The organism is Streptomyces griseorubiginosus (assembly GCF_036345115.1).
Classification (GTDB): Bacteria; Actinomycetota; Actinomycetes; order Streptomycetales; family Streptomycetaceae; genus Streptomyces; species Streptomyces griseorubiginosus_C.
On record NZ_CP107766.1, the window covers coordinates 1,612,405 to 1,629,107 of the forward strand.

Sequence of the window (16,703 nt, forward strand, 5' to 3'; positions counted from 1 at the left end):
CCCACGGGATGCGGGATAACAATCTTCATACAGTATTCGTCGACTGTATGCAATGTGCCAAACCTGCTGACGGTGAGGTGATCCGTGACGACGTTGGCGCTTGATGGTGTGCGGGTGCTGGACATGACGCATGTGCAGTCGGGTCCGTCGGCGACGCAGTTGCTGGCGTGGCTGGGGGCGGATGTGGTGAAGGTGGAGGCGCCGGGCGGGGACGTCACGCGGGGGCAGCTCAGGGATGTGCCGGGGGCGGACTCGCTGTACTTCACGATGCTCAACTGCAACAAGCGCAGCATCACCCTCAATCTGAAGACCGAGCGGGGCCGGGAGATCCTCACCGCGCTGATCCGGGGTGCGGATGTGCTGGTGGAGAACTTCGCGCCGGGTGCGGTGGATCGGATGGGGTTCACGTGGGAGCGGATCCGGGAGATCAACCCCAGGATGGTGTATGCGTCGATCAAGGGGTTCGGGGACGGCCCGTACACGGCTTTCAAGGCGTACGAGGTGGTGGCACAGGCGATGGGCGGCTCGATGGCCACCACCGGGTTCCCGGACGGGCCGCCGATGGCGACCGGTGCGCAGATCGGGGACTCCGGCACGGGCATTCACGCGGTGGCCGGCATCCTGGCCGCACTCCTGCAAAGGGAGAGGACCGGGCGGGGCCAGCGGGTGAACGTGGCGATGCAGCACGCGGTGCTGAACCTGTGCCGGGTCAAGCTGCGTGACCAACAACGCCTCGCGCACGGCCCGTTGGCCGAATACCCCAACGAGGACTTCGGCGACGAGGTCCCCCGCTCCGGCAACGCCTCCGGTGGCGGGCAGCCGGGCTGGGCGGTGCGGTGCGCGCCGGGCGGCCCGAACGACTACGTGTACGTCATCGTCCAGCCCGTCGGCTGGGCCCCGCTGGCCGCACTGATCGGCCGGCCCGAGCTGGCCGAGGATCCCGAATGGGCCACCCCGCAGGCCCGGTTGCCGAAGCTGGCGAAGATGTTCCAGCTGATCGAGGAATGGACCAGCACGCAGCCCAAATGGCAGGTCCTGGAACAGCTCAACCGGCACAACATCCCGTGCGGGCCGATCCTGTCCACCAGGGAGATCATCGAGGACCGCTCCCTGGCCGACAACGACATGATCGTCGAGGTCGAGCATCCCCAGCGCGGTGCCTTCACCACCGTCGGCAACCCCCTCAAACTCTCCGACTCCCCCACCACCATCACCACCCCACCCCTCCTCGGCCAGCACAACGAAGAGATCTACATCGGCGAACTGGGTCTCGGTGACGAGGAGTTGAGACTGATGAAGTCGGGAGGGGTGATCTGACGTGGTGAACCGGGGCCGCACCGCCGGGTCTTCGGGCGGTGATCCATGACGTGATCGAGCACGGGGTCCGGCGACGGTGCGCGTCGACCGGCCCCGGAGTTCCGTGCGCGCACGAAAGGCATTTGGACAGGGGGCGCTGGCCAGATCTTTCGACGCAAGGAGTGCTTGAGCTATGACAACACTCGACTACTCGTCGTCCGCCGCCTTCAGGGAGGTGACGGACCGCAACGGCCGCGTGTACCGGATCGGTGAGACCGACCGGAACATCATGGGGCGGCCACGATGGACCATGGTGCTCTTCCCGTGGATGGGCATGCTGGGCATCAGTTCCTCGGAGTACGCGTTCACGTCGGCCGAGGACACCCTGCACGAGGCGCATCTGTGGAGCAGCGGGCACATCTTCTGGCTGATGGGCGTCTGGGTGTTCTTCCAGGCCGCCGTGGCCTTCCCCGCCGGGCAGTTGCGGGAGAGCGGGAGGCTTCCGGCCCGCTACGCGATGATGCTCGGCGCGCTGGGAACCGTCCTCGGCTATCTGTCGCTCGCGTTCGCGCCGAACGTGATCGTCGCCTACCTGGGCTTCGGTGTGTGCAGCGGTATCGGTGCCGGCCTTGTGTACGCGACCTGCGTGAACATGGTCGGAAAGTGGTTCCCGGAGCGCAAGGGCGGCAAGACCGGCATGGTCAACGGCGGTTTCGCCTACGGCTCGGTGCCCTTCGTCTTCCTGTTCACCTCGTACATGGACCTGAGCAACTACAGGGGCGTCCTGGTGACGGTCGGCCTGGTCTGCTGCTCCGTGGTGGCGTTCGCGGGCTGGTTCTTCAAGGACCCGCCGAAGAACTGGTGGCCGCCGCACGTCGACCCGCTGAAGATGACCGACGACCCGAAGATCCGGCGGGCGCTGGAGAAGAACCCGCCGGCCGTCAAGCAGTACACCCCCAAGGAGGCCGCGCGTACGCCCGTCCTGTGGATGATGTGGTTCTGCCTGCTGTGCACGGCCGGCATCAACATCTTCGGCATCGCCTTCCAGGTGCCGTTCGGCAAGGACATGGGCTTCGCGGGCGGGATCGTGGCCACGGCGATGTCGCTGAAGGCGATAGTCAACGGCACCGGGCGCGGGGTCATCGGCTGGATCTCCGACAAGTTCGGCCGCCGCAACACGCTGATCATCGTGTGTCTGGTGCTGGGCACCGCGCAGTTCGGGGTGCTGGTCTCGGGCCAGATGGGCAGCATGCCGTTCTTCCTCTTCTGCTCCATGGTCTCCGGTTTCGGCGGCGGCGCGATCTTCCCGCTGTTCGCCGCGATGACCGCGGACTACTTCGGTGAGAACAACAACGCCTCCAACTACGGCATGGTCTACAGCTCGAAGCTCATCTCGGGCCTGGTGGGCTCCGGCGTGGGCTCGATCGTGGTCGGCGCCTGGGACTACGAGGGCGCGTTCGTCCTGGCCGGCTGCATCGGCCTGAGCTCCGCGGTACTCGCGCTGTTCCTCAAGGCGCCCGGCAGGCCCCAGACCAGCCGTCGGACCGTACCCAACCCGCAACCGCTCGGCGAGGAAATGGCCTGACATGACGGCAGATCCGTACGCAGCACGCAGCGACACCGACAAGACCGCACACTCCACCGCCGCACCACGTCCCTACCGAGAAGTGACCGACGCAGGCGGCCGCGTCTACCGCATCGGCGAGACCGACCGGGACATCCTCGGCCACTCACGCAAACTCATGGTGTACCTCCCGTGGATCACCATGATGGCCATCAGCGTCTTCGAGTACGCGTACGGCTCGGCCGAGGACACCCTGTCCCACGCCCACGGCTGGACGCAGAGCAACACCTTCTGGATCCTCAGCGTCTGGGTCTTCTTCCAGGCCGGCATCGCCTTCCCCGCGGGCTGGCTCCGGGAGAAGGGCATCCTGACCGCCCGCAGCGCCATGTACCTCGGCTCGGGCATGTGTCTGGTCGGGTTCCTCGCCCTGTCGCACCTCAGCAACGTCCTGCTGGCGATCCTGGGATTCGGCGTCATCGGGGGAATCGGCGCCGGACTGGTCTACGCGACCTGCATCAACATGGTCGGCAAATGGTTCCCCGAACGCCGGGGCGCCAAGACCGGGTTCGTCAACGGCGGCTTCGCGTACGGATCTCTGCCCTTCATCTTCATCTTCAACTACGGCTTCGACACGGCGAACTACCACCGTGTCCTGGACCTCATCGGCTGCTACATCCTGATCGTGGTCGTGGGCTGCGCGTTCTTCTTCAAGGACCCGCCGAAGAACTGGTGGCCCGCGGACATCGACCCGCTGACCTACGGCGGCAGCGGGAAGGGTTCCGTCGCGCTCGCCAAGAACCCTCCCGCGGTACGGCAGTTCACGCCGAAGGAGGCCGTCAGGACCGGCATGCTTCCCCTCATGTGGGTCGCCCTCGTGATGACCGCGGGAGTGTCGATCTTCGGCATCTCCTTCCAGGTCGACTACGCGAAGGAGGTGGGCTTCGGCCCGCTGGTGGCGGCCTCCTCGATGGGTGTCATGGCGGTCATCAACGGCATCGGGCGCGGAGTGGTGGGCTGGCTGTCCGACAAGTGGGGCCGCAAGTCCACGCTGGTGTTCGTGATCGTCGTCCTGGGGCTCGCGCAGTTCGGCGTGATCTGGGCGGGTGACGTCAAGAGCGAGTCGCTGTTCCTGTTCTTCGCGTTCCTGTCCGGGTTCGGCGGCGGCGCGTTCTACCCGCTGTTCGCGGCGCTCACCCCGGACTACTTCGGGGAGAACTACAACGCGTCCAACTACGGGCTGGTGTACAGCGGCAAGCTGATCAGCGGTCTGTTCGGCGGCGGCCTCGGTTCCATGGTCGTGGCGGCCTGGGGTTACGACGGGGCGTACGCCCTGGCCGGCGCCACCTCGATGCTGGCGGCGGCGATCGCCCTGCTGCTGCGGCAGCCGGGGCGGCCCCGGAGCGGGGTGGCGGCGCCGCAACCGCAAGCCGCGGCCTGAGCAGGGCCGTTCGGACATCAGGCGGCCCTTCCCCGTGCCGCTGGCCGGGAAAGGGCCGCCTGATCCGGCATGCGGTCGCTTCGGTGAACCGAGGTGCGTGGCGGGCTACTTCTCGCGTTCCTGGTACATCTTCCGCGTGTGTTCGGTGTGTTGCCGCATGACGGCGGTGGCTCGCTGTTCGTCCCGGTCGGCGATGGCGGCGATCAGTTCACGGTGCTCGATCCAGGACTGCCGGCCACGCTGCCGGGCGATCGGCGTGTAGTACCACCGCACCCGCCGATCCACCTGCCCCGCCAGCTCGGCGAGGACCGCGTTGCCCGCCAACTCCATGACCTTCGCGTGGAGTCGGGCGTTCAGCGCGACCGCGGCATCCACGTCATCGGCGGCGACGGCCTCCTCGCCCTGCACGCACAGTGCTTCCAGGGCGGCGATCCCGGCACTGCCCGCGTTGGCGGCGGCCAGCCGAGCGGCCTCCGCCTCCAACAAGGTGCGGACCGTGAGGAGTTGGTCCGCCTCCTCGTCCGTCGGCTCATGCACGAACGCACCCTGAGCAGGCCGTAGATCCACCCACCCCTCGGTGTTCAGCCGCTGCAACGCCTCCCGCACCGGCTGCCGCGACACCCCCAGATGACCGGCCAGCTCACTCTCCACCAGATGCTGACCCGGCTGAAGCGCACGCGTGGTGATCAGCTCCAGCAACGCCCCGTAGACACGGTCGCGCAGGGGGCCGGGGCGCTCGAGCCTGGGCACGGTGCCGTACGGCAGTCCTGTGGTCGGCAACATCGCGGTCCCTTCTTGTACAGCGTCGTCGCTGCAACTGAGCGCCGAGGGCGAATTGGCTTTCGCCTACAGTCTACGGCGCACAACCGCCGGAGCGCGGTCCGTACCGCCGCTCAGCAGCAGCTCACGGGGGTTGGTGACGTCACGACTCTTGCTGAGCACTCATTCCATCCTGTAGACAATATCCAGTCGACAAAGTCGACAGTTCCTCGGTCACCCTCACCGAACGGAGCTTCCTCATCATGAAAGTCGCAGTTCTCGGCGCCGGTGCGATCGGCGCCTACGTAGGTGCGGCACTGCACCGCGGCGGCGCGGATGTGCATCTCGTCGCCCGTGGACCCCATCTCGCGGCGATGCGCGGACAGGGCGTCCAAGTCCTCAGCCCCCGCGGTGACTTCACCGCCCACGTGCACGCCACCGACGACCCGGCCGAGATCGGCCCGGTCGACTACGTCTTCCTCGGACTGAAGGCCAACTCGTACGCGGCGTGCGGGCCGCTCATCGAGCCCCTTCTCCACGACACCACCGCCGTCATCGCGGCCCAGAACGGCATCCCCTGGTGGTACTTCCACCGGCACGGCGGCCCCTACGACGGCCACCGCATCGAAAGCGTCGACCCGGAAGGTGCGGTCAGTGCGGTGCTCGCGCCCTCCCGCGCCATCGGCTGTGTCGTCTACGCCGCCACCGAGCTCGAAGCCCCGGGCGTCGTACGGCACTTGGAAGGCACCCGGTTCTCCATCGGCGAGCCCGACCGGAGCCTGTCCGAGCGGTGTCTCGCGTTCAGTGAGGCCATGCGGCTGGGCGGCCTGAAGGCTCCGGTCGAGGCGAATCTCCGCGACGACATCTGGCTCAAGCTGCTCGGGAACATCTCCTTCAACCCGATCAGCGCCCTGGCCCGAGCCACCATGCGGCAGATGTGCCTGCACGGCGGCACCCGCAAGGTCATCGAGACCATGATGGCCGAGACGCTCGCCGTCGCCGAGGCCCTGGGCTGCACGGTCGGCGTGTCCATCGAGCGCCGACTGGCCGGCGCCGAACGCGTCGGTGACCACCGCACCTCCACCCTTCAGGACCTGGAGCGCGGCAAGCCTCTCGAACTCGACGTCCTGCTCACCGCCGTGATCGAGCTGGCGGAGATCACCGCCGTGGACGTGCCAACCCTGCGCACGGTCCACGCCCTGTCCGACCTCCTCGCCCTCCGGTCCGCCGCATGACGGAACTGAGCGCCCACACCCGCGCATCCGGCGGACGCGTCCGGCCGAACACCGGCACCGCGGTCCCGTTGGCTCACGCGATCGGCCGGGACATCATCCAAACGGGCCTGGCCGACCTGGAGTTCGTCGAGCGAGCCACTTCGCGCTTCGAGGAGTACCGCAGGCTCGTCGAGCCGTGGACGCTGTCGCTCACGGCGAAGGTGACGGGCGTACCGGCCGCGTACATAAGGGAGTCGGCCAGGGCTTGGGCGCTCGGGGGACCGTGCCTGCCACCGGGGGCCGCCGGAGACAGTGCGGGCGAGGTCCGGGCGTGGGTCAATCTGGAGCTGCTCACCGGGCGACGGCAGGGCGATCGTGACAGTCCTACGCCGTTCCAGCTCGTCGAGCACGCCCCTCCCGTCGATCTGACGGACGAGCGGTATCCGGTCCGGCTGAGCAGAGGGCGCCGTCTCGACTCGTACAACACCCCGCCGCAGAGGGGCGGTTCGGGCTCGTCGTTGCGGCGCGCGGAGTGCGTCGAGCTGAGTCCGGAGGACGCCGAGCGCTTCGGGGTGGTGGTCGGCGAGGAGGTGCGGGTCGTGACCCGGCTCGGAGCGTCGACGGCACCGGTGTGGGTCGATCCGGCGCTGCGGCCAGGACTGGCGTTCACGACCGGGCGCCCGTCGGACGCCGAGGACGGAGCGAACGGGTGGGCGGCCAGGGCCCGTTGTCCGATCGCGGGTGCCGTGGAGTTCGAGGCGGCCGCGATCCGCATCGAGAAGTCGACCGTCCTGGCGATGCGGGACTGAGGCCGGCCATGGGACGAGCGACGGCACGGCGTGGGGCGACTCCTGACGCGGTCCCCGCGGTACCCGTAGCCGTGGCGGTACCCGCGACACTTCGGCGTCTCGTCCACGACACTCCCCCGGTCCGTGTCGGAACCGGTCTCCTCGCGAGCCTCCCCGACCGGGTCCGCGCGGTGGCACGGGACTTCGACCGGACCGGGGGCCCGTGCGCCGGCGCGCGCTTCGGGTGCCGGACCGGGCCTCCTTCCCCCGCGCGGCTGTGCGCGTGGACACCCCATGAACGTGTACGCGGGCGTACGCCGGCTCGTCCCGACGGTCGCCGCGGCGGCCGGGGGCGACCGGTCAGCCCGTTTACACGACGGCGGGACCCCGACCGGCGGGGAGCGCCCCCTGCGCCCTCGGGGTCCCGCCTCGGTCGTGCTCGGTCAGCACTTCTCCCGCAGTGAGTGCAGGTGGGCGCTGGAGCGCCGGGCGAACGTGAAGGACTCGGTGGGCTGGTCGTGCTCGGCCTGCCAGTGGTGGGCCAGGCGCTCGCCCCGCAGCCTGGTCACGGCGGAGATGAACTTCTGGTAGTCGATGTCTCCGTCGCCGACGTCGGTCATCCGGTAGCCGTAGGTGTTCGACGGGTCGCTCACGCCGTCCTTGACGTGGAAGAGCGGGTAGCGGTGCGGCTGCCTGAGGACGTAGTTCAGCGGTTCGAAGGGCGCGGGGGTGCCGTCGGGCCGCTTGGAGAAGCGGAACTGGCCCGAGTACGCCCAGAAGATGTCCATCTCCAGGAACACCAGGTCGGGGTCGGTCTCCCCGAGGAGCACGTCGTAGAGGCGGACCTTGGGGTTGTCGGTGGCGAAGGAGAACTCCTCGGAGTGGTTGTGCTGGTAGAACTTCATCCCGCGTGCCTTCGCCGCCGCGCCGTAGGTGTTGAACTCCTCGGCGGCGCGCTTCCACGCGTCGACGGTGGAGCCGTAGCGGAAGGGGCCCGAGGCGGTGCCGATGTGCCTGAGGCCGAGGGCCTGGGCGTCGTCGAGGACCTTGGTGAGGTTCTGGGCGAAGGTGTAGGCGTTCGGGTCGTCCGAGTAGTAGCCGACGTGGCTGCCGATCGGGTTCAGGCCGTGGTCGCGGGCCAGCCGCCTGAGCTGGGCGAGGGTGATCGGCCCGGCCGAGCCCTGGGTGTAGCCGGCGAACTCGACCTCGTCGTAGCCGTACTTCTCCAGTTCGGCGAAGACGGGGGCGAAGCCGAGGGTGGAGACCTTGTCGCGGAGGCTGTAGAGCTGGATGCCGAGGCGGCCGGGGGGCAGCACGGGGCGGCCGCGGCCGTGGCCGCTGGTGCCGGTCGCGGCGTCGGTGGCGGCGCCTGCCGGGGAGGCCGCGGCGCCCAGCAGTGCGGCGGCGGTGGCGCCCGCGGCCACACCGAGCATGCCTCGTCTGGTCAGGCGGTGGGTGAGTTCGGGGTCGGGCTGGGAGGTGCGGCTCATGCCGGGGACTCCTCGGTGTCGGAGGGCGTTGTCAGTGCTGGGTGCTTCACTGGGGACCAGTCAGGAAAGTCCGGCCAGTCGGAGCAGGAGCGACTTCACGTCGGTGGCCGCGATGCGGTCGCCGACCGCGCGGGGGGTGGAGCAGATGAGGAGCGGACCGTCGTCGTCGCTCTCGGGAAGGCGGCCGTGGCTGCCGCGAATAGGTGACGGGTCGAGGGGCACCACCGCCATGCGATAGCGCATGCCGAGCTTCTTGCGGGCCAGCGCGCCGGCCGCCTTGACCTTGACGTAGGGGTCCAGCGGGTCCATGAACAGTTCGACCGGGTCGTAGCCGGGTTTGCGGTGGATCTCGACCAGCTGCGCGAAGTCGGGCGCGCGGTCGTCGTCGAGCCAGTAGTAGTACGTGAACCAGGCGTCCGGTTCCGCGACGGCGACGAGTTCACCGGAGCGCGGGTGGTCGAGGTGGTGGGCCTTCTTGCCCTCGTCGTCGAGGAGCTGTTCGAGGCCGGGCAGGCCTTCGAGGGCGGCGCGGGTTGCGTCCAGGTCCTCGGGACGGCGCACGTAGACATGGGCGATCTGGTGGTCGGCGACCGCGAAGGCCCGCGAGGCCATCGGGTCCAGGTACTCCATGCCGTCCTGGGTGTGCACCTCGAGGAGTCCGGCGCGGCGCAGAGCGCGGTTGATGTCGACGGGGCGGTCGGCGCGGGTGATGCCGTACTCGGACAGCGCCACGACGGTACGGCCTTCCGCGCGGGCGTCGTCGAGAAGCGGGGCCAGTGCCCGGTCCAGGTCGGCGGCGGCCTTCAGGGAGCGTGGGTCGTCGGGGCCGAAGCGTTGCAGGTCGTAGTCGAGGTGGGGGAGGTAGCAGAGCGTCAGGTCGGGGTGGCGGGTGCCCATGATGTGGCGGGTGGCGTCGATGATCCACTGGCTGGAGACCAGGTCCGCGCCGGGGCCCCAGAAGTGGAAGAGGGGGAAGGTGCCGAGTTTGTCGGTGAGTTCGTCGTGCAGGGCCGGGGGCCGGGTGTAGCAGTCGGGTTCCTTGCGGCCGTCGGCGTAGTAGACCGGGCGGGGGGTGACGGTGAAGTCGGTGTCGGCGCCCATGGCGTACCACCAGCAGATGTTGGCGACGGTGTAGCCGGGGTGGGCGCGGCGCGCGGCGTCCCAGAGCTTGTCGCCGGCGACCAGTCCGTTGTGCTGCCGCCACAGGAGTACGTCGCCGAGGTCGCGGAAGTACCAGCCGTTGCCGACGATGCCGTGCTCACTGGGGTGGGTGCCGGTGAGGAAGGTGGACTGGGCGGCGCAGGTGACGGCGGGCAGGACGGTCCCGAGCGGGGCGTGGGAGCCGGACCGGGCGAGGGACTTGAGGTGGGGCATGTGGTGCAGGAGCCGGGGGGTGAGGCCGACGACGTCGAGGACGAGGAGGGGGGTCGGTCCTGTCAGCGGGGGCTGTTCGCTCATGGCAGCTCCTTCAGGCCGAGGTCGGTCAGCAGGTCGCGGGCGAGCGTGAGTTCGGCGGCGATGCCGTCGGCGAGCTGGGTGCGGGCGCGGGGGCGCAGTGCGGGTGGGAGGGCCTGCCAGGTGTAGGTCTCGACCTCCAGGTGGCGGGTGAGGGGGTGCGGGCCGCCGACGAGCCGGGTCAGGGCGGCCTTGAGGACGGGGAGCGTGGAGGTGAGGGGGGCGGCGGGGGCCGCGTGCAGGGGGACGTGGAAGTGGGCGCGCCAGGGTGCCCCGTCGGGCAGGGCGTCGCCGGCGAGGGCCTCGCCGAGGTCGTCGGTGCCGCGGAGGCCCGCGGCGGTGGAGGTGCGGGTCTGGTGCAGGAAGCGGGGTTCGTCGAAGGCGGCGAGTGCCTCGCGGACCTCGGGGAGGTGGGGGTGTTCGGCGTGCAGGGCGGCCGAGAGCTGGGACTTGACGACGGGGACGCGGGCGGTGGTGAGCGCGTCCAGGGCGGTGTGCGGGTCTTCGAAGGAGGTGGCGAGGTGGCAGGTGTCGACGCAGATGCCGATGCGGTCGTGGGCGATCGCGGTCAGCGGGGCGATGGCGTCGCCGGTGGTCTCGACGACGCAGCCGGGTTCGGGTTCGAGACCGACGCGGATGGAGCGGCCGGTCAGTTCCTGGAGGGCGTCGAGGCGTTCGGCGAGGGTGAGCAGGGCGGTGCGGGCCTTCTCGGCGTCCGCGTCGTCGTAGCCGGTGCGCCAGGCGAGCGGGAGGGTGGAGACACTGCCCTCGGTGACGTCGTCGGGCAGGAGTCCGGTGAGCACGCGGGCCAGGGCGGTGGTGTGTTCGAGGCGTTCGGGGTCGGTCCAGTCCGGCTTGTAGACGCGGTACTTGACCTCCTCGGCGCCGAAACCCTCGTAGGGAAAGCCGTTGAGGGTGACGACCTCCAGGCCGCGGCGGTCGAGTTCGGTGCGCAGGTCGCGCAGTGCGGACGGGTCGCTGACCAGGGCGTGGGCGGCGTCGCGGGCGAGCCACAGGCCGATGCCGAGGCGGTCGCGGCCGAGGCGGCGGCGGACGGGTTCGCAGTGGTCGCGGAGCTGGGCGAGGACGCCGTCGAGGGTTTCGGCGGGGTGGACGTTGGTGCAGTAGGCGAGGTGGACGATGGTGCCGTCGGGGTGGCGGAAGCGCATGGCTCACGCCTCCGTCTTCTGCGGGCCGCGGAGGATGGAGTTGCCCTCGTGGGTGACGTCGGTGGCCGGGACGTCGAGGTTCAGGCGGCCGCTGAGTCCGTAGAAGGCGACGGGGTTGCGCCACAGCACCCGGTCGACGTCGTCCTCGCTGAAGCCCTCGGCGAGCATCAGGTCGCCGACCTTACGGGTCTTGAGGGGGTCGCTGCGGCCCCAGTCGGCGGCGGAGTTCACCAGGACCTGCTCGGGGCCGTAGGTGCGCAGGATCGCGACCATCCGCTCCTCGTCCATCTTGGTGTCCGGGTAGACGGAGAAGCCGAGCCAGCAGCCGCTGTCCTTGGCCTCCTTGACGGTGGTCTCGTTGAGGTGGTCGACCAGGACCCGCTCGGTCGGCAGGGCGGACTCGCGCACGACGTCGAGGGTGCGGCGCAGGCCGGCGAGCTTGTCGCGGTGCGGGGTGTGGACGAGCGCGGGCAGTTCGTGATCGGCGGCGAGCTGGAGCTGGGCGGCGAGGGCGGTGTCCTCGGCGGGGGTCATGGAGTCGTAGCCGATCTCGCCGACGGCCACGACCTGGTCCTTGACGAGATACCGGGGCAGTTCGTCGAGGACGGGTGTGCAGCGGGGGTCGTTCGCCTCCTTGGGGTTCAGGGCGAGCGTGCAGTGGTGGGCGATGCCGTACTGCGCGGCCCGGAAGGGTTCCCAGCCCAGCAGGGCGTCGAAGTAGTCGAGGAAGGAGGCGGGCGAGGTGCGGGGCTGGCCCAGCCAGAAGGCCGGCTCGACGACGGCGCGCACTCCGGCGGTGTGCATGGCCTGGTAGTCGTCGGTGGTCCGTGACGTCATGTGGATGTGGGGGTCGAAGATGCGCATCAGGACTCCTTGCCGTGGGTGCCGTCGACGCCGGGGGCGCCGTCGGGGCCGCTCGGGCCGTGGTCGGCGGCCGGTGCGGGTGGGGTGGCCTCGGGGTCGGTCAGGGTCAGGACGCGGTGCAGGTCCTGGGGCACGGGACGGCCGGCGGCGGTGCGTTCGGCGGCGTAGTCGCCGAGCATGCGGGCGAGTTCGGCGTCCGCGTGGGCACGCCGTTCGAGTTCGGCCACCTCGGTGACGGGCACGCCGGTGAACAGGCATTTCAGGACGGCGTGGCGCCACTGGTGGGCGGCGAGGTGGCGGGCGGCGTAGGGGCCGACGGCGGCGGCCAGGAGCCGGGTGTCGTTGGTGCGCAGGGCGTCCTCGACGAGGGGGAGTGCCTGCGGGCCGGGCACCAGGTGCGGCAGGGCGTGCAGGACGGCTCGGCGTTCGGCGGCGGTGCCCTGGGCGTAGACCCGGGTGAGGGCGTCGGTGTCGGCGCGGGCTGCGTGCAGGATCAGGACGCGGACGGCGTCGGCGTGTTCCGGCCCGCAACGGCGCCCTGCCTCGGCGAGGCGCAACTCCCACACGGAGATGGGACCGTGGGCGCCGGGGTGGGCGGCGGCCTCTTCGAGGGCCCGGTCGAGCCAGGCGCGGGCGGCTTCGCCGAGGTGGGCGGTGAGGTGGCGGTGCAGGGTGGTGGGTGGGGTGCGGGCGAGGGGGATGTTTGGGGTGTTGGGGGCGGGGGTGTCCGGGGCGGGGGTTTTTGGACCCGCGGTGTCCGGGGCCGAGGTTTTCGGGGTCGCGGTGTCCGGGTCCGGGGTCGCCGGGGTGGCCGGGGTACCCGGAGTGGCCGGAGTGGCCGAAGGGGCCGGGGTGGCCGGGGTGTCCGCCACGGAGGTTGCCTGGTGGGCTTGGGGGTGGGTCATGGAGTGCTTCCTTGTGAGAGCGCCACTGCCTGTCGGAGGAAGGGGAGGGAGAGTTCGGCGAAGTGCGGGCCCGCGTGGGAGTGGCGGGGCAGTTCGACGACGGTCAGGCCCTGGTAGCCGGTGTCGGCCAGGGCGGCGAGGACCGGCGGGAAGTCGATGTCGCCCTCACCGAAGGGGAGGTGTTCGTGCACACCTCGTCGCATGTCCTCGATCTGGACGTGCCGCAGCCAGGGGCCCGCGGCGCGGACGCAGTCGGCGGGTGACCGGTCTTCGAGGACCTGGCAGTGACCGATGTCGAGGGTGAGGCCGAGGGCCGCGGGGTCGCCGAGGGCGGTGCGGAGGTGGTGGAAGTCGGCGAGGGTGGCGAGGAGATGCCCCGGTTCCGGTTCGACGGCGAGGGGGACGCCCGCGGCGGTGGCCGCGTCCAGCACCGGGACGAGGGCTTCGGCGAGACGCTTCCACGCCGTGTCCTGATCCGTGCCCTCCGGTGTGACACCGCTGAAGCAGTGCACGGCGTGGGCACCCAGGTCGGCGGCGACCTGGACGGCCGTGACGAGCAGGTCGACACGGCGGGCGCGGTCGTCCGGGTCGGGGTCGAGCAGGGAGGGGCCGTGCTTGCGACGCGGGTCGAGCACATAGCGGGCCCCCGTCTCGACAGTGGCCGTCAGACCGAGCACGTCCAGCCGCCGCGCGAGTCGACGGGTACGGGCGGCGAGGTCGGGGGCGAGGGGGTCCAGGTGCATGTGGTCGAGGGTCAGCCCGAGGCCGTCGTAACCAAGGTCGGCAAGGAGGGCGAGGGCGTCTTCGAGACGGAGGTCGGCGAGACCGTTGGTGCCGTAGCCGAAGCGGAGTCGGGGGGTGTGCGGGGGTGGGGTGGGGAGGGGGTGGGCCAGGGGGGCGGGTGCGGTGCTGGAGGTGTTGGGGGTGGGTGCCCTGCCGGAGGCGTTGGGGGCGTGCGCGCTGCCGGTAGTGCTGGAGGTGGGTTCCGGGGCGGGGAGGGCGCCGGTCATGTGACGCTCACCTTTCTCGCGAAGCGGGCCGCCAATGGGGCGAGGGTGGTGGTGAGGAGGGCGGTGAGCGTCGCTGCCTTCGTTCCCGAGCGGGCGGTGAGGGCGGCCTGGAGGGGGATCGTGGCGCGGATGCCTCCGGTGACGGCACGTTGGGTGAGAGGGGGTGACGGGTTGAGGGCGGCGTGGAAGTAGGGACGGGCGGCGGTGACCGCGTAGGTCGTGGCGAGGGCGATGCGCAGAGCGGCGGACGGGGCCGGGAGCGTGAGGCCGAAGCCGCGCTGCGAGGTTTGGTCGCCGGTGGGCAGGCAGGGCCCTGGCGGGCGGGACAAAGCCGCAGCTGGCCTCCGTATGGCCGAGAGCGCTCCGACGTGGCTTCGGCTTTCGTCGAGCCGGTCCGTCGGGAGGGGGCGCCCACGGGCCACGAGCCGGGTCAGTGCGGCTGTCGCGGCCAGCGCCGCCAACGGGGCCAGGGGTGCCCCGCCCTGGGCTTCCCTGCGGGACACGGTCGTGAGCGCGAGGGTGTGGGCGCCGAGGAGGGCGGCGGAGGGGAGGGCGTGTCGGATGCCGTGGAAGGCGGTCTGCGTGCGTCCCGCTCTCAAGGCCGCCCGCACCTCGTCGGCGACAGCTGCGGCCGAGGTCCCGACCGCGCCGACCTGCTGGCCGGTGCCGAGGGCTCCAGCCACCCGACTGCCGTCCACGGCTCCGACCGTCCGCCCCACCTCGCCGACCGTCCGACTCAGGCCGCCCACTCCGACCACCCGACTCAGGCCGCCGCCCGCACCGACCACCCGACGCACGCCACGAGCACCCCCCGCCCGACGCACGTCGTCGACTCCGGCGTCCACCACCTGCCCGGCACCACCGCCACCCCTCCTGCGCGCCGCTGCCCCTCCCCCGGCCGTCGCCGTCGCCCCCAGCAGCAGATCCAGGCCCCGCGCCGTCGCCATCGCGACCGGGCCCAGCGGGGTGTTCTTCAGGGCGAGGTCGTACGCCCACACGGTGGCCGCCAGGGGTGCCGCGACAGCGAGGGCGGGGCGGCCCGCGCAGGCCGCGAAGGAGAGGCCCGCGCCGGTCAGGACGCAGGCCGCGCCGAGGGCTGCCGCAGGGTGGATGCGGCCGGACGGGAGGGGACGGTGGGGGCGTTCCACGGCGTCCACCTCGCGGTCGGCCCAGTCGTTGAGGGCCATGCCGGCCTCGTAGAGGCAGAGGGAGGAGGCGATGGCGAGGAAGGTGCGGGGGGTGGGGCGGGCGGAGGCCGCGGCCGCGCCGGCGAGGGCGTCGCCGGGCACTGTGAACAGGGCTGGGAGGCGCAGGAGTTCGGCCCATGCTCGGGCACTGTCGGTGCGGTCGGCGCGATCAGTGCTGTCCCTGCGGGCCCGGCTCTGTGGCACTGGGCTGTGTGAAGTCACCTGCGACGGAGGTGCGGTGGGCTTCGGCGACGACGTTCCCGCGCCGCCGCCCTCGGACGAGCCGTGCGCCGCGGTCGTTCCCCTCTCCCTCATCGCTGCTCCCCGGAGCGACCAGCAGCGTCACGCCCCCGCAGGCGCTCCGCGAACCCCACGAGCGCCGCGTACTGCTCCCCCAGCGATGACGGCCCCTCCCCCACCGGGTCCTTGAAGTAGAAGCCCAGCTCGCTCAGTGGCCCCGACAGGCCCGCCTCATGAGCGCGGGCGACCAGTCGGGCCAGGTCCAGGACGAGCGGTGCGGCGAGGGCCGAGTCGCAGCCCTGCCAGGTCGTCTGGAGGATCATGCGGGTGCCGAGGAAGCCGTCGAAGGCGATGTGGTCCCAGGCGGTCTTCCAGTCCCCGAGCACCGGTACGTCGTCGATGTGGACCTCGCCCTGCGGTGTGTGTCCGAGGGTGTCGGCCAGGACGCGCTCCTTGCCGGCGTTCTTGGCCGCGGCCGCGCCCGGATCCGCCAGGGCCGCCCCGTCACCACCGCCCAGCAGGTTGGTGCCCGACCAGGCGCGGACCTCCAGAGCGCGCTGGGTGAACATCGGGCCGAGGACGGAGCGGAGCAGGGTCTGGCCGGTCTTGCCGTCGCAGCCCGCGTGAGGGAGACCGGCGGCCTCGGCCTGCCCGGCGAGTGCGGGGTGGTGCAGGCCTGTCGAGGGGGTGAAGTTCACGTACGGGCAGCCCGCGCGCAGGGCCGCCGCCGCGTACAGGCTGCTCGGGGGCAGCGCGTCGCCGGCCGGAGCGGGCTCGGTGGAGGCAACGTTCACGACCACCGCGCGGGTCAGCCGCCGCCGTCGTACGAAGGACTGGATGTCCGCGGCGAACGCGGTGACGAGGTCCTCCTCGGTGCGGGTGTCGCCGGGAAGGGGACCGCCGGGTCTGATCTCCCGTTCGGCGGCGGCGAGTTCGGCGGTGACGGCGGGCGGCAGGTCGTGGGGCAGGACGCCGCCGGCCGCGAGGGCCTCCGCCCGCTTGGGCAGGGGGCAGTCCACCGTGTCGTGGCCGCCGAAGACCAAGGAGGGAAGGGTGGGCAGGCCGCTGTCGGTGAAGGGGGGTGTCTCGGTGACCAGGCCGGTCGGCGGGTGCAGCCCCGCGGTGAGGGCGGCGCAGCCCGCGACGACCGTCGTGGCGACGGAACCGCGAGCCCCGATCAGCCAGACACCGACCCGCGGTACGGAAACGGACGCGGACATGGACAGCCTCCTTGTCGAACGCGTGGTACGCAGGCCCCTGGGACGGTCGAGCGCGCGGTGCGCGCGGCGCCGTGACAGGGGATGAAGACGACGGGCGGAGGTCC

Annotated in this window: 13 protein-coding genes and 1 pseudogene; 5 read left to right on the forward strand and 9 right to left on the reverse strand. The window is 71.1% G+C overall.

The window, feature by feature from the left end:
• Positions 1–84: 84 nt before the first annotated feature.
• The 3 genes from frc to OHN19_RS07475 all read left to right on the forward strand — a co-directional run bounded on the left by frc (position 85) and on the right by OHN19_RS07475 (position 4,298).
• The gene (gene frc / locus OHN19_RS07465) at positions 85–1,317 is read left to right on the forward strand and encodes a formyl-CoA transferase (RefSeq protein ID WP_330263391.1); all 1,233 of its coding nucleotides are present in this window, start codon (positions 85–87) and stop codon (positions 1,315–1,317) included.
• 172 nt (positions 1,318–1,489) lie between these two features.
• Complete coding sequence (locus OHN19_RS07470; protein WP_330263392.1) at positions 1,490–2,881, forward strand: OFA family MFS transporter; 1,392 nt, start codon at positions 1,490–1,492, stop codon at positions 2,879–2,881.
• Position 2,882: 1 nt separating this feature from the next.
• On the forward strand, positions 2,883–4,298 hold the full coding sequence (locus OHN19_RS07475) for an OFA family MFS transporter (protein ID WP_330263393.1): 1,416 nt from the start codon (positions 2,883–2,885) through the stop codon (positions 4,296–4,298).
• Between the two features lie 105 nt (positions 4,299–4,403).
• Here the strand turns inward: OHN19_RS07475 and OHN19_RS07480 are convergent, their stop codons facing one another.
• The gene (locus OHN19_RS07480) at positions 4,404–5,078 is read right to left on the reverse strand and encodes a GntR family transcriptional regulator (protein ID WP_330269547.1); all 675 of its coding nucleotides are present in this window, start codon (positions 5,076–5,078) and stop codon (positions 4,404–4,406) included.
• A 242-nt stretch (positions 5,079–5,320) separates the two neighbouring features.
• Between OHN19_RS07480 and OHN19_RS07485 the strand changes: the two genes are divergently transcribed.
• Both OHN19_RS07485 and OHN19_RS43900 read left to right on the forward strand, forming a co-directional pair.
• Positions 5,321–6,292 (forward strand): 2-dehydropantoate 2-reductase, encoded by a 972-nt coding sequence (locus OHN19_RS07485; RefSeq protein WP_330263394.1) that lies wholly within the window; start codon positions 5,321–5,323, stop codon positions 6,290–6,292.
• Positions 6,293–6,645: 353 nt separating this feature from the next.
• Positions 6,646–7,080 (forward strand): annotated as a pseudogene (locus OHN19_RS43900) (molybdopterin dinucleotide binding domain-containing protein); the annotation flags it as partial.
• A gap of 422 nt (positions 7,081–7,502) precedes the next feature.
• On the opposite strand, the gene OHN19_RS07500 reads toward OHN19_RS43900, so the two are convergent.
• From OHN19_RS07500 to OHN19_RS07535, 8 genes are read right to left on the reverse strand one after another with little or no spacing between them, the layout of a single operon-like run.
• On the reverse strand, positions 7,503–8,549 hold the full coding sequence (locus OHN19_RS07500) for a sugar phosphate isomerase/epimerase (protein WP_330263395.1): 1,047 nt from the start codon (positions 8,547–8,549) through the stop codon (positions 7,503–7,505).
• A gap of 60 nt (positions 8,550–8,609) precedes the next feature.
• Complete coding sequence (locus OHN19_RS07505) at positions 8,610–10,007, reverse strand: nucleotide pyrophosphatase/phosphodiesterase family protein (RefSeq protein ID WP_330263396.1); 1,398 nt, start codon at positions 10,005–10,007, stop codon at positions 8,610–8,612.
• Positions 10,004–11,173, reverse strand: coding sequence for a metabolite traffic protein EboE (gene eboE, locus OHN19_RS07510; RefSeq protein WP_330263397.1), 1,170 nt, complete (start codon positions 11,171–11,173; stop codon positions 10,004–10,006). Before eboE ends, OHN19_RS07505 begins: the two co-directional genes overlap by 4 nt.
• A 3-nt stretch (positions 11,174–11,176) precedes the next feature.
• Positions 11,177–12,037, reverse strand: a complete 861-nt coding sequence (locus OHN19_RS07515; RefSeq protein WP_330263398.1) for a TatD family hydrolase — start codon at positions 12,035–12,037, stop codon at positions 11,177–11,179.
• Complete coding sequence (locus tag OHN19_RS07520; protein ID WP_330263399.1) at positions 12,037–12,942, reverse strand: EboA domain-containing protein; 906 nt, start codon at positions 12,940–12,942, stop codon at positions 12,037–12,039. Before OHN19_RS07520 ends, OHN19_RS07515 begins: the two co-directional genes overlap by 1 nt.
• Positions 12,939–13,952, reverse strand: coding sequence for a sugar phosphate isomerase/epimerase family protein (locus tag OHN19_RS07525; protein ID WP_330263400.1), 1,014 nt, complete (start codon positions 13,950–13,952; stop codon positions 12,939–12,941). Before OHN19_RS07525 ends, OHN19_RS07520 begins: the two co-directional genes overlap by 4 nt.
• Positions 13,949–15,454, reverse strand: coding sequence for an SCO3242 family prenyltransferase (locus tag OHN19_RS07530; RefSeq protein ID WP_419249509.1), 1,506 nt, complete (start codon positions 15,452–15,454; stop codon positions 13,949–13,951). Before OHN19_RS07530 ends, OHN19_RS07525 begins: the two co-directional genes overlap by 4 nt.
• Entirely contained in the window at positions 15,451–16,599 is a 1,149-nt protein-coding gene (locus tag OHN19_RS07535) for an inositol-3-phosphate synthase (protein ID WP_330263402.1), read from the reverse strand. Before OHN19_RS07535 ends, OHN19_RS07530 begins: the two co-directional genes overlap by 4 nt.
• Positions 16,600–16,703: the final 104 nt, after the last annotated feature.

Excerpts from the sequence above, each read along its gene's own strand:
- OHN19_RS07470 (WP_330263392.1), top strand. The coding sequence starts at position 1,490 with ATGACAACACTCGACTACTCGTCGTCCGCCGCCTTCAGGGAGGTGACG.
- OHN19_RS07475 (WP_330263393.1), top strand. The coding sequence starts at position 2,883 with ATGACGGCAGATCCGTACGCAGCACGCAGCGACACCGACAAGACCGCA.
- OHN19_RS07485 (WP_330263394.1), top strand. The coding sequence starts at position 5,321 with ATGAAAGTCGCAGTTCTCGGCGCCGGTGCGATCGGCGCCTACGTAGGT.
- OHN19_RS07500 (WP_330263395.1), bottom strand. The coding sequence starts at position 8,549 with ATGAGCCGCACCTCCCAGCCCGACCCCGAACTCACCCACCGCCTGACC.
- OHN19_RS07505 (WP_330263396.1), bottom strand. The coding sequence starts at position 10,007 with ATGAGCGAACAGCCCCCGCTGACAGGACCGACCCCCCTCCTCGTCCTC.
- eboE (WP_330263397.1), bottom strand. The coding sequence starts at position 11,173 with ATGCGCTTCCGCCACCCCGACGGCACCATCGTCCACCTCGCCTACTGC.
- OHN19_RS07515 (WP_330263398.1), bottom strand. The coding sequence starts at position 12,037 with ATGCGCATCTTCGACCCCCACATCCACATGACGTCACGGACCACCGAC.
- OHN19_RS07520 (WP_330263399.1), bottom strand. The coding sequence starts at position 12,942 with ATGACCCACCCCCAAGCCCACCAGGCAACCTCCGTGGCGGACACCCCG.
- OHN19_RS07525 (WP_330263400.1), bottom strand. The coding sequence starts at position 13,952 with ATGACCGGCGCCCTCCCCGCCCCGGAACCCACCTCCAGCACTACCGGC.
- OHN19_RS07530 (WP_419249509.1), bottom strand. The coding sequence starts at position 15,454 with ATGAGGGAGAGGGGAACGACCGCGGCGCACGGCTCGTCCGAGGGCGGC.
- OHN19_RS07535 (WP_330263402.1), bottom strand. The coding sequence starts at position 16,599 with ATGTCCGCGTCCGTTTCCGTACCGCGGGTCGGTGTCTGGCTGATCGGG.